At 56.5% G+C, this 12,334-nt stretch carries 11 protein-coding genes; 6 read left to right on the forward strand and 5 right to left on the reverse strand.

The features are described from left to right. Positions 1 to 66: 66 nt before the first annotated feature. From nirC to nirB, 3 genes are all read right to left on the reverse strand, one after another. Positions 67 to 873: a nitrite transporter NirC gene (nirC, locus tag ACESQ2_RS04550; protein ID WP_046877913.1), complete on the reverse strand. Its 807-nt coding sequence runs from the start codon at positions 871 to 873 to the stop codon at positions 67 to 69. A gap of 136 nt (positions 874 to 1,009) precedes the next feature. Then, complete coding sequence (nirD, locus tag ACESQ2_RS04555) at positions 1,010 to 1,336, reverse strand: nitrite reductase small subunit NirD (protein ID WP_004854898.1); 327 nt, start codon at positions 1,334 to 1,336, stop codon at positions 1,010 to 1,012. After that, positions 1,333 to 3,876, reverse strand: coding sequence for an NADPH-nitrite reductase large subunit (gene nirB / locus ACESQ2_RS04560; RefSeq protein ID WP_032751535.1), 2,544 nt, complete (start codon positions 3,874 to 3,876; stop codon positions 1,333 to 1,335). Before nirB ends, nirD begins: the two co-directional genes overlap by 4 nt. Before the next feature lie 240 nt (positions 3,877 to 4,116). Between nirB and ACESQ2_RS04565 the strand changes: the two genes are divergently transcribed. Further along, a complete protein-coding gene (locus ACESQ2_RS04565) occupies positions 4,117 to 5,439 on the forward strand; it encodes a cytosine deaminase (RefSeq protein ID WP_009654835.1) in 1,323 nt (440 codons plus the stop codon). Here ACESQ2_RS04565 and tsgA read toward each other — a convergent pair. Beyond that, on the reverse strand, positions 5,436 to 6,620 hold the full coding sequence (gene tsgA / locus ACESQ2_RS04570; RefSeq protein WP_004854892.1) for an MFS transporter TsgA: 1,185 nt from the start codon (positions 6,618 to 6,620) through the stop codon (positions 5,436 to 5,438). The genes ACESQ2_RS04565 and tsgA overlap by 4 nt on opposite strands. Before the next feature lie 277 nt (positions 6,621 to 6,897). Between tsgA and ppiA the strand changes: the two genes are divergently transcribed. From ppiA to ACESQ2_RS04595, 5 genes are all read left to right on the forward strand, one after another. Then, positions 6,898 to 7,467 carry a peptidylprolyl isomerase A gene (gene ppiA / locus ACESQ2_RS04575; protein WP_004854889.1) on the forward strand — a complete coding sequence of 190 codons (570 nt, stop codon included), beginning with the start codon at positions 6,898 to 6,900 and terminating at the stop codon, positions 7,465 to 7,467. Between the two features lie 108 nt (positions 7,468 to 7,575). Beyond that, positions 7,576 to 7,743 carry a YhfG family protein gene (locus ACESQ2_RS04580; RefSeq protein WP_004854887.1) on the forward strand — a complete coding sequence of 56 codons (168 nt, stop codon included), beginning with the start codon at positions 7,576 to 7,578 and terminating at the stop codon, positions 7,741 to 7,743. Further along, positions 7,733 to 8,335: a putative adenosine monophosphate-protein transferase Fic gene (locus tag ACESQ2_RS04585; RefSeq protein WP_009654847.1), complete on the forward strand. Its 603-nt coding sequence runs from the start codon at positions 7,733 to 7,735 to the stop codon at positions 8,333 to 8,335. The genes ACESQ2_RS04580 and ACESQ2_RS04585 overlap by 11 nt, the downstream gene beginning before the upstream one ends. Positions 8,336 to 8,366: 31 nt before the next feature. Then, positions 8,367 to 8,930: an aminodeoxychorismate synthase component 2 gene (gene pabA / locus ACESQ2_RS04590; protein WP_014227049.1), complete on the forward strand. Its 564-nt coding sequence runs from the start codon at positions 8,367 to 8,369 to the stop codon at positions 8,928 to 8,930. Between the two features lie 89 nt (positions 8,931 to 9,019). Next, a complete protein-coding gene (locus ACESQ2_RS04595) occupies positions 9,020 to 10,240 on the forward strand; it encodes an aspartate aminotransferase family protein (protein ID WP_009654856.1) in 1,221 nt (406 codons plus the stop codon). Here ACESQ2_RS04595 and ACESQ2_RS04600 read toward each other — a convergent pair. After that, positions 10,230 to 12,308, reverse strand: coding sequence for a YccS/YhfK family putative transporter (locus ACESQ2_RS04600; RefSeq protein ID WP_014839675.1), 2,079 nt, complete (start codon positions 12,306 to 12,308; stop codon positions 10,230 to 10,232). The two genes, ACESQ2_RS04595 and ACESQ2_RS04600, sit on opposite strands and share 11 nt — an antisense overlap. Positions 12,309 to 12,334: the final 26 nt, after the last annotated feature.

Here is a 12,334-nt window from a genome sequence, read left to right on the forward strand (position 1 = left end):
CTATCAGGCTATCTTATTTATCAGGTTGAATCTGGGCAATGTTCAACCTGCCTGCACCGATTACGTCTACTGAGCCAGACTCTTAGTCTCGTTAGTTTTTTCCGGGGCGGGGCGCTCCGATTGCGGCGTAGCATACCAATAACCCAATCCCATAAATACGACACCGGACAAAGTATTGCCGAGTGTTACCCATAACAGATTGTGACCGATTCCCGCAAGCGTGTAGGCATCGCTATGATGGCCAAACCAGGAGAGGGCAAACAGCGTCATGTTGGCGACGGAGTGCTCATAGCCGGACGCGATAAACGCCAGCAGACACCACCAGATAGCAATAAATTTTGCCGCGCCTTCGGTACGGATTGCCATCCAGATCGCCAGACACACCAGCCAGTTACACAGTGCGCCTTTGAAAAAGAGCGCCATCGCGGATTGGCTGGTTTTTGCCAGCGCGACGGTGTGGACGAGGCTGGTATCGACCGGCAGCAGGTTGCCGCCGCCCCAGCTATACAGCAGCGCCACGAAAACGGAACCCGCAAGGTTACCCATCCAGGTTTGCGGCAGAATCGCCCACATCTGCCCCTGGCTGATGGTCCCCGTCTTCACGCCCAGGGTCAGGAACATGGTGTGGCCGGTGAACAATTCAGAGCCGGCGATAATCACCAGCGTTAACGCAATGCCAAAGGTGGCGCCCATCACCAGCGGGCGAACGGCAGGGTCGAGCAGGTTGCCGAGGGTGAATATAAGGATGATACCGAGGCCGACGTAGGCGCCCGCCATCATGGCGCTGACCCAGAAGCTGAGTGGATGATTGGCCGAGAGGCGCGCAATGCGCCCGGCGTTGGCCGCGCACTTATTTATTGTGTCCGTAAACATAGGAGTTCCTTTAGCACCACATCCCTTGCGCTGGCTCTTGGTTAGCTGCCTTCGCGATGCAGTACAAATGACGTTGTGCCATCAATTGAAGAAAAAAATGCAAAAAAAGGGAGGCGTTGCGCCTCCCGTAAAGTGATTAACCGCGTAGCTGCACGACGCCGTCTTTCACTCGGGCTTCATAGTGCGCCACCGAATGGCTTTCATCTTCCATACACAGGCCGTCGCGCAGGCGGAAGCGCTGCTTTTTCAGCGGACTGGCAACCCACAGCTCGCCCTGATGCTCGGCGATCAGGCCGCGAGACAGGACGCTGGATTCAAAGAACGGGTCGATATTGCTAATCGCAAACACCTGGTCGCCGTGATAGGGGCGGAAAATCGCCACCTGTTTGTCGCCTAACAGCGCGCAGACGCCGGTTTCCGGCAGGATGTCATCGAGTTTGCAGATGTTTTTCCACTGGCTCATGCGTTTTCCTCCACCAGAGTTACCGGGATACGTTCGTAGGGCGCGGCCGGGCGATGCTGTTCACGCTCAGGGACCACCTGGACGTTTGGATCGCGCTTATCGCTGTTGATGAAGTGTTTAAAGCGCACCTGGGCCGCTGGGGTGTTAACGGTTTCCGTCCACTCGCAGACTACCGCTTCACGCAGGCGGGCCATCTCTTCTTCCAGATGTTCGTTCAGGCCCAGCTTGTCGTCGATGATGACCGACTTCAGATAATCGATGCCGCCTTCCAGGTTATCCAGCCACGGCGCGGTACGGGTCAGTTTGTCGGCGGTACGGATATAGAACATCATGAAGCGGTCGAGGTATTTCATCAGCGTTTCGCGGTCAAGATCCGCTGCCAGCAGATCCGCGTGGCGCGGCTTCATGCCGCCGTTGCCGCAGACGTAAAGGTTCCAGCCTTTCTCCGTGGCGATGATGCCGACGTCTTTACCCTGGGCTTCCGCACATTCGCGGGTACAGCCGGAGACGCCAAACTTCATTTTATGCGGCGTACGAATGCCTTTGTAGCGGTTTTCCAGCTCGACGCCGAAACCCACGCTGTCGCCTACGCCGTAGCGGCACCAGGTGCTGCCTACGCAGGTTTTCGCCATCCGCAGCGCCTTGGCATACGCGTGACCGGTTTCGAAGCCCGCGTCGATAAGTTGACGCCAGATTTCCGGCAGATCGTCTTTTTGCGCGCCGAACAGGCCGATACGCTGAGAGCCGGTGATCTTGGTGTACAGATTAAATTCGCGGGCGATACGGCCGACGGCCACCAGGCCTTCCGGCGTGATTTCGCCGCCCGCAGAGCGCGGGATAACGGAGTAGGTGCCGTCTTTCTGGATGTTGGCCAGGAAGTTGTCGTTGGTATCCTGCAGCGGGGTATGCTGCGGCTTGAGGATATATTCGTTCCAGCAGGAAGCCAGCAGCGAGCCCACGGTCGGTTTACACACTTCGCAGCCGTAGCCTTTACCGTGTTTCGCCAGCAGCTCTTCAAAGGTTTTGATGCCTTCCACCCGGATGAGGTGGAACAGTTCCTGACGGGAGTACGCAAAGTGCTCGCACAGGTTATTGTTGACTTCGATGCCCTGTTTCGCCAGTTCGGCGTTGAGCACCTGAGTCACCAGCGGGATACAGCCGCCGCAGCCGGTACCGGCTTTGGTTTCCGCCTTCAGCGCCGCCACCGTGTGGCAGCCTTTATTAATAGCGGCAATCAATGCGCCCTTGGTGACGTCAAAGCAGGAGCAAATTTGTGCGCTGTCCGGCAGTTTATCGACGCCGATGGACGGCTTACCGCTGCCCGCGTGCGCTGGGAGGATCAGCGAGTCCGGGTTTTCCGGCAGTTCGATAGCGTTCAGCACCAGCTGCAGCAGGTTGCCGTAATCGCTGGTATCGCCCACCAGCACCGCGCCGAGCAGGGTCTTGTTGTCAGGGCTGACGATAAGGCGTTTGTAGACCTCTTTGCTTTCGTCGAGGTAAACGTAGCTGCGCGCGCCCGGCGTACGACCGTGAGCGTCGCCAATGCCGCCGACGTCAACGCCCAGCAGCTTCAGCTTGGCGCTAAGATCCGCGCCTTCAAAGGCGTTTTCGGTCTGGAGGATATGGTCAACGGTAACCTGAGCCATTTTGTAGCCCGGGGCGACCAGGCCGTAAACGCGGTTATTCCAGCTGGCGCATTCACCGATGGCGTAGATATCCGGGTCAGAGGTCTGGCAGGCGTCGTTAATCACGATGCCGCCGCGCGGAGCGACTTCCAGACCGCACTGGGTGGCCAGCTTATCGCGCGGGCGGATACCGGTAGAGAAGACGATAAAGTCGACTTCCAGCTCGCTGCCGTCGGCAAAACGCATGGTTTTACGCGCTTCGGTACCTTCCTGAACGATCTCTTTGGTGTTTTTACTGGTGTGCACGCGCACGCCCATGCTTTCAATCTTGCGACGTAGCTGTTCGCCACCCATCTGATCCAGCTGTTCCGCCATCAGCATGGGCGCGAATTCAATCACGTGGGTCTCAACGCCGAGGTTTTTCAGCGCGCCCGCGGCTTCGAGGCCTAACAAACCGCCGCCGACGACCGCGCCGCGTTTGCTGCGGCGGGCGCAGGCTTCAATCGCGTTAAGGTCTTCAATGGTACGATAAACAAAGCAGTCCTGGGTTTCAGAACCTTTAATCGGCGGGATCCACGGATAGGAACCGGTCGCCATAATCAGCTTGTCATAGAAAACGGTACGCCCCGCGCTGGAGTGGATAACCTTCTCCTGGCGGTTGATGGTGATGGCGCGTTCGCCGACCAGCACCTTAACGCCGTGCTTCTCGTAGAAACCTTCCCGTACCAAAGAGAGTTCTTCGGCGGTATGGTGAGAGAAGTAGGAGGAGAGGTGCACGCGGTCGTAGGCGATACGGGGTTCTTCACAGAAGACGGTAATATCGAACAGGCTGGCGTCGGATTTATCAAGAAGGTCCTCAATAAAGCGGTGGCCGACCATACCATTACCAATGATAGCGAGTCTGACTTTGCTCATTTTTGCCTCGATTTCTTTTATATTACCGCCTACCTTAACGATTCAGCCGCGACACTTATTGATGCAAATCAATTACACCTTTACCTACTACTTAAGTGGTATGTTTATGATTTGTCAGTATTTTTATAAGTAACGGAAAACGCTGGCTTTTCCTTTTTGCTTTTTTTATGTACAAAATTAGCAACGGATACCCACGGCGGGTTGAGTAAAACTTCAGCAACAATTACGGGAGTCATCGATATGACAGCAGCGCCGCTTTGGTTAATTGAGAACGTTCGTCTGCCCGATCGCGAAGGGTTATGGCAGATAGCGATAGACAAGGGGCGCTTCGGGGATATCACCCCTATGGGGGAGGCGCGCAAAGAGAATTTTGAAGTGCTGAACGCCCGCGGCGGACTGGCCATCCCCCCTTTTATTGAGCCGCATATCCACCTTGATACGACCCAAACCGCCGGAGAGCCGAACTGGAACCAGTCCGGGACGCTGTTTGAAGGGATTGAGCGTTGGGCGGAGCGTAAGGCTTTATTGAGCCATGAGGACGTTAAAGCCCGCGCGTGGAAGACGCTGAAGTGGCAGATCGCCAACGGCATCCAGTTTGTTCGTACCCACGTTGATGTTTCCGATCCGACGCTGACCGCGCTCAAAGCCATGCTGGAGGTAAAACAGGAGGTCGCGCCGTGGGTCGAGCTGCAGATTGTCGCCTTCCCCCAGGAGGGCATTTTATCCTACCCCAATGGTGAGGCCCTGCTGGAAGAGGCGCTGCGTCTGGGGGCCGACGTGGTGGGCGCGATTCCGCATTTTGAATTTACGCGCGAATATGGCGTGGAATCCCTGCACATCGCTTTCCGTCTGGCGAAAAAGTATCAGCGGCCTCTGGATATCCACTGCGATGAAATTGATGATGAACAGTCGCGGTTCGTTGAAACCGTGGCGGCCCTGGCGTTAAAAGAGGGGATAGGTCCGCAAGTGACCGCCAGCCATACCACCGCGATGCACTCCTACAATGGCGCCTATACGTCACGTCTTTTTCGTTTGCTGAAGCTCTCCGGCATTAACTTCGTCGCTAACCCGCTGGTCAATATTCACCTCCAGGGACGCTTTGACGACTATCCGAAGCGTCGCGGTATCACGCGCGTGAAGGAGCTGATGGCGGCGGGCATTAACGTCTGCTTTGGCCATGACGATGTATTTGACCCCTGGTATCCGCTGGGGACCGGCAATATGCTGCAGGTGCTGCACATGGGTCTGCACGTTTGCCAGATGATGGGCTATCAGCAGATTAACGAGGGACTGAAGCTGGTCACGGAAAATAGCGCGCGCACGTTTGGCCTGAGCGATTACGGTATTGCGACGGGGAACACGGCGAATCTGGTGATTCTGCCCGCGGAAAACGGGTTTGAGGCCGTGCGTTGTCAGGTTCCGGTGCGTTGGTCAATCCGCCAGGGGAGAGTCATCGCCACCACGCAGCTGGCGCAAACCTGGGTTCAGATGGATCGGGGCGGTGAGGAGCTGTTCTTTACCCGAAATAGCCCCTTTGCCGGAACAAAGGGGCCTGAGGCTTAGTGCGATTCCGCTGCCGCGTTGTTCTGACGGTGGCGGGAGACGAAGCCGAGGATCAGACACATCACAAACACCACGGCATAGAGGCCGTTAGCGGTATGCAGCGCTGCCAGCGGACCGCTGGCGGCAACGATAGGGCCGGTCACGACGAAAGTCAGCATAGTACCCACGGTGCCGCAGGTCAGAATGAAGTTCACCAGCTTCGGCGACGACACTCGGGTTTGCTGTGAACCCAGGGTGATGATCGACGTATAGATGGCGCTGGAGAAGAAGCCGAGGGTCAGAATAAACCACGGCATATGCTCCGGCGAACCGTTGATAAACAGATACATCAGTACCGTCGCTACGCCCGCCAGCACGGTCAGAATACGCTGCAGGTCGAAGAAGCGCAGGATGAAGCTGAAAGACCACATGCCGATCATGTACGACATCCAGAAATCGCTTACCAGTTTACCCGCATCGCCAAGGCTCATGCCCAGGCCTTTGGCGTATTCCGGTACCCAGGAGATGAAACCCAACTGGCCGAGGATGTAGCACAGGGCGGCGATGGAGAGAAACAGCACGCCGATACCCCATTTCTCTTTCACGACCGGCTGGCTATCCTGCAGGGCTTTTTTGCCCAGGACCGGGAATTCGCAGCCGAAGGTCAGAATGAAAATAGCGACGTACACCAGGCCGATGCAGGCATAAACCCAGTACCATTCGATGCTGCGCGCCAGCAGATAAGCGGCCAGCATCGGGAAGATCATCCCCGCCATGCTGAAGAAGGAGTCGGTGAACAGCAGACGCGCCCCGCGCTGACGGCCTTCATACATATGGGTGATCAGGAAGGTACCTATCGACATGGTAATCCCGCTGACCAGGCCAAGCACGAACATCGACGCGGAAAACAGCGCCAGGCTGTGGCTGAACATTAAACCCGCGACGGCCAGAACCATCAGGATAAAGCCAAAACGCAGCTGGGTTTTCAGCGGAACAATTTCCATCAGCCAGGCGTTCAGGAAGATAGAGATCAGGATACCGGCATTAAGGAAAGTAAAGGTGTTGCTCATACTGGAAACGGGCAGATGAAAATAATCTGCGATATTTCCCATCACCATCCCGGTGACAATCACCAACGCGCCGGTCAGGGCGTAGGAGAAGAAGCTGATCCATGTGAGCTTGATACGATTGCTGTTAGTCATGACTGGCCTGTGAATAGAAATGTAAAGCGCGTTGACTCTGCGCCGGGCGGACAGATTTTATGCGTTAGCGTGATTCAAGCAAACGTTTATTCTGAAATTTATATCTTTTTGCAATTCTTAGTGTGACTAATATCACATTTATCTATTTAGCCGATCGCCAGGCCCACCGTTACAACTGTTTCAGCTAAGTAAAATTAGGTAAAAGGCTGGCCCAGGATGCAAAGGCTCTTTAGAATCAAAGCACTCGGTTTTTATTCTGCTCCGTTAAGGAATTTCCATGCTCAAATCAACTCTCGCGGCGGTGGCTGCCGTTTTCGCCATTTCAGCATTCTCCCCGGCCATGGCGGCAAAAGGGGATCCCCATGTGTTGCTGACCACGTCTGCGGGCAATATTGAGCTTGAGCTGAATAGCCAGAAAGCACCGATCTCGGTGGATAACTTCCTCAAGTACGTGAACAGCGGCTTTTATAACAACACCACTTTTCACCGCGTGATCCCGGGCTTTATGGTGCAGGGCGGCGGCTTTAACGAGCAGATGCAGCAGAAACAGCCTAATCCACCGATTAAAAACGAAGCCGACAACGGCCTGCGCAATACGCGTGGCACCATCGCCATGGCGCGTACCGCCGATCAGGACAGCGCCACCAGCCAGTTCTTTATCAATATTGCGGATAACGCCTTCCTCGATCATGGCCAGCGTGATTTTGGCTATGCGGTGTTTGGTAAAGTCGTTAAAGGTATGGACGTGGCGGATAAGATTTCTCAGGTGCCGACCCATAACGTTGGCCCGTATCAGAATGTACCGTCCAAACCTATCGTGATCCTTTCCGCAAAAGTTCTGCCGTAATCTTATTTTGCGCGGGTAACCCGTACCCGCGCAGCCCCCGCTTCCCTGCGAAATCGTTTTTTGCCGCTTATACTTGTGGCAACTGCGGACGCGTCAGGGAGGTGTTAAATGAAAAAGCTCACCGAAAAACAGAAATCCCGTCTCTGGGAGGATCGACGTAACGTGAATTTTCAGGCCAGCCGACGGCTGGAGGGCGTCGATGTTCCGCTGATAACCCTTACCCCCGAAGAAGCCCTGGCGCGCATTGCGGCGTTAAGGAGTCACTATGAGCGATAAATTCGGCGAGGGGCGGGACCCCTATCTCTACCCCGGTCTTAAGGTGATGCGCAACCGCCTGGGGATTCGCCAGGCTCAGCGACTTGAGCAGGCGGCGTGGGAGCTGACCGCATTACGCGCGGCAACCATTGAACTCGGGCCGTTGGTGCGGGGATTGCCTCATCTCTGCGCTATTCATCGCCAGCTCTATCAGGATGTCTTCGACTGGGCGGGGCAGCTGCGTGAAGTGGATATCTATCAGGGCGACACCCGCTTCTGCCATTTCGCCTATATCGAAAAAGAGGGGAACGCGCTGCTTCAGGATCTTGAAGAGGAAGGTTATCTGGTGGGTCTCGCGCAGGATAAATTCATTGAACGTCTTGCTCATTACTACTGCGAAATTAACGTCCTGCATCCTTTCCGTCTCGGTAACGGCATGGCGCAACGCATTTTCTTTGAGCAGCTGGCTATCCATGCGGGCTATACGCTGGATTGGCGCGATATTGCGGTCGATGCGTGGAACCAGGCCAACCAGAGCGGAGCGATGGGCGACCTTTCTCCACTGCGGACGATATTTCGCAAAGTGGTAAGCGAAGCGACGGAAACTGAGTAGAATAGCGCGGTTCTTTGTTCCCGGAGCCGCTATGATCCTGCTTATCGATAACTACGATTCTTTCACCTGGAATTTGTACCAGTATTTCTGCGAACTTGGGGCGGAAGTGCTGGTCAGGCGTAACGACGAGCTGACGTTAGCGGACATTATTTCCCTGGCGCCAGCGAAAATAGTTATCTCGCCGGGCCCCTGTACGCCGGATGAGTCGGGGATTTCACTGGCGGCGATCCGCCATTTTTCCGGCCAAACGCCGATCTTAGGCGTTTGCCTCGGCCATCAGGCCATCGCCCAGGTTTTCGGCGCCGCTATCGTACGAGCCGCCAAAGTCATGCACGGAAAAACGTCCCCCGTTAGCCATACCGGTCAAGGGGTGTTCCTTGGACTGAATAACCCGCTTACGGTGACCCGCTACCACTCCCTGCTCATTGATCCGCTAACGCTGCCTGAATGCTTTGAGGTGACCGCCCGCAGCGAAGAGGGGGAGATCATGGGCATTCGCCACCGCGTGTTCGATCTCGAGGGCGTGCAGTTTCATCCGGAGAGTATTCTCAGCGAGCAGGGCCACCAGCTGCTGGCAAACTTCCTCAATCGGTGATTTGTAGTTGCCATGGGTTGATTTTTTATGCATATTTTGTGATTAGATTATCATAATCATTGCTGCATAACGTAAAGGATGGGCACCACATGGCAACTGAACAACCGGCAATCACCCGCGCTACATTCGATGAGGTCATTTTGCCGATTTATGCACCGGCAGAATTTATTCCGGTGAAGGGTAAGGGAAGCCGGGTATGGGATCAGCAGGGTAAAGAGTACGTTGATTTCGCCGGTGGGATTGCCGTGACCGCGCTCGGTCATTGCCATCCGGCGCTGGTGGCGGCACTGCATGAGCAGGGTGAAAAGCTGTGGCATACCAGCAACGTTTTTACCAACGAACCCGCCCTGCGACTCGGGCGGAAGCTGGTGGATGCGACTTTTGCCGATCGCGTCGTGTTTATGAACTCCGGTACGGAAGCTAACGAAACGGCTTTCAAGCTGGCTCGCCATTACACCGTGACCCGCCATAGCCCGTACAAAACCAAAATCATCGCTTTCCATAATGCGTTTCACGGTCGCTCGCTTTTCACCGTCTCCGTCGGCGGTCAGCCGAAATATTCCGACGGGTTTGGGCCGAAACCGGCCGATATCGTTCACGTGCCGTTTAACGATTTACACGCGGTGAAAGCCGTGATGGACGATCATACCTGCGCGGTGGTGGTCGAGCCGATTCAGGGTGAAGGCGGAGTGACGGCGGCGACGCCGGAATTCCTGCAAGGATTGCGCGATCTCTGCGACCAGCACCAGGCACTGCTGGTGTTTGATGAAGTACAGTGCGGTATGGGGCGCACAGGCTCGCTGTTTGCCTATATGCACTACGGCGTGACGCCGGATATTCTGACCAGCGCCAAGGCGCTTGGCGGCGGCTTCCCTATCAGCGCGATGCTGACCACCCATGATATCGCCAGCGCTTTCCACGCCGGTTCTCACGGCTCAACCTACGGCGGTAACCCCCTGGCCTGCGCGGTTGGCGGAGCGGCCTTCGATCTGATTAACACGCCGGAAGTGCTGGACGGCGTCACCGCGAAGCGCGAGCTGTTTGTTGAGCACCTTCAGCGCATTGACGCGCGGTTCGATCTGTTCAGCGATATTCGCGGCATGGGTCTGCTTATCGGCGCCGAGCTGAAGCCGCAGTATCACGGGAAGGCGCGCGATTTCCTCTACGCCGCCGCAGAGGCGGGCGTCATGGTGCTCAATGCCGGACCGGACGTGATGCGCTTCGTACCGTCGCTGGTGATTGATGATAGCGATATTGCTGAAGGCATGGCGCGCTTTGCCCAAGCAGTTGAGCGGGTGCTTAGCGCTTAGTGGCGCGCAGCCAGATGCCATGATGCGGACGCTGACGCCATGCCACCGATGAAATGGTGTGCATGGTGTTCAGATGCCCGAGAATGCGCTGCAAATGCTGCTCCATCGTACTGAGCGGGCCGCGAGGAACCTCCGCATCCTGCGCCTCCATAATGTTCACATCCCCCGCGCTGCCCGGCCCGTCGGAATCCAGCCGCTGCTGGCAGCGCTGGAGCGCAATCTCGCAGGATTCCAGATAACGCTGCGCCAGATCCGGCGTCAGCATATTGTGCTCGCGCGCCAGAGTGGTCATCGCGTTAATATGCTCGACAATAAACTGGCTGTGGGTCACCCACAGCTTCATGTCTTCCAGATAGTGCGAGTTAAAGCCGGGTTCCTGCATCGCCTGATTCAGCGAGTTAAACAGCGCGTTATGCGCCTGATTAACGCGCATGCGCTGGTAGGCCAGCGCCGGGGCCTGATGATCGTCGCTGAGGATCAGCCTGATCGCTTCCTGATCGGCTTCCAGCGCATCGTGGGCATTTTTGCGCAGCAGCCCGCTTTGCCACTGCGGCCATAGCCAGACCATTCCGCCGAAGGCGATCAGACAGCCAATCAGCGTATCAATCAGTCTGGCGATGATAAACTGCTCGCCGTTCAGAGTGAGCAGCTGCAGAGTGTACACCGCCGTCACCGTAAACCCGACCATCGCCCAGCCGTAGTGCTTGCGGATAATCAGATAGCTTAACAGCGTGATGAACAGCATCGCGGTCAGCGTATAGCCTTCAGGAACGTGAAAGTGCAGCGTGAGCCCGGCAATGACCAGTCCCGCAATGGTTCCGGCAGCCCGATGGACGATACGTACCCGGGTTGCGCCGTAGCCGTTTTGCGTCACGAACAGCACGGTCATCAGGATCCAGTAGGGCTTAGGCAGATGCAGCGCGCTGCCCATCAGGCTGGCGACGCTCAGCATCACGCTGATACGCGCCGCGTTTCGTAACGCTGGCGACTTAAGCGACAGATAGTTTTTCAACGCGGGCAGCAGCGGCAGGCGGCGGGTTTTATCCGCCATCAGGTTACGCGCGTATAGCGGGCGCTGGGTGCGCAGAACCCTGGCAATGCGGCTGAAGTGCCAGGCGCAGAACTGGCCAACCGGATTATCCGGATGCTGCCAGGCGATTTTTTCCAGCGCGCCGATCTGTTTATCCATCTGAAAGCGCTGAGGATAACGGTGGTAGAGGAGATCGTCCGCCAGCTCCCGCAGGCGGGCGGCAACGGTTTGCGCGTTCCAGCGAATCACCGCTTCCGCGTGGCTGCGCTCCACCAGTTTCTGCACCTCTTCCGGCTGATGAAGACTGACGGAAATATGTTCCTGAAGGTCCAGTCCAACCTGGAAAGCGCGCAGCAGGCGTTTGTGATCGCTGCGCTGGTTAGCCGCCAACATATGCATCTGCTGATAGCACTGGGTAATCAGATCCACCACCTTCTGCTGGCGGTTGAGCAGCGGCGGCAGCGATGTGGCGGGGTCCGTATGCTGGGTAAGCAGACTGTATTTGGCCTCGCAGTAGTTGGCCAGCTCCCGGTAGAGCAGGCTTAATGATTCGCGCAGCGGCTGTTCGCGCCACAGCCAAAACCAGAACCAGTTAAACACGCCATACCATAAGGTGCCCATGGCGTAGATTAACAGCGGCTCCCAGATAGGCATATTGCCAGCGAGACTGAGGGTAAAAATAGCCGCGATAAGCGAGGCGGGCAGCAGCCGAGCGTGCAGGGAGCTGATTTCGGCGGTGACGCCGAGGATGAGCGCCAGACCCGTGAGGATCAGCGGCAAAGGGATGTCTCGCTGCAGAAGGAGCTGAACGATCAGGCTACAGCCGGCAAACAGGCTGCCGCCGATAATCAGGCGTTTAAAGAAGCGTTTATGCGGCGTATCCAGCCCGGCAACGTTGCAGCAGGCGGGAACAAGAGAAAACAGCAGCCCCTGCTGGAGATGACCGAGCAGAAGCCCAATCGCAACCGGCAGACACAACACCAGCGTTTGCCGCAGTGCATAGTTGACTTCCGGGTGGTAAATCAGCCTGCGCCACATGAGGGGAAAACAAAAACGGCGTATTG

It is taken from the genome of Klebsiella sp. Q11 (genome assembly GCF_964241505.1).
GTDB classification, from domain to species: domain Bacteria; phylum Pseudomonadota; class Gammaproteobacteria; order Enterobacterales; family Enterobacteriaceae; genus Klebsiella; species Klebsiella michiganensis.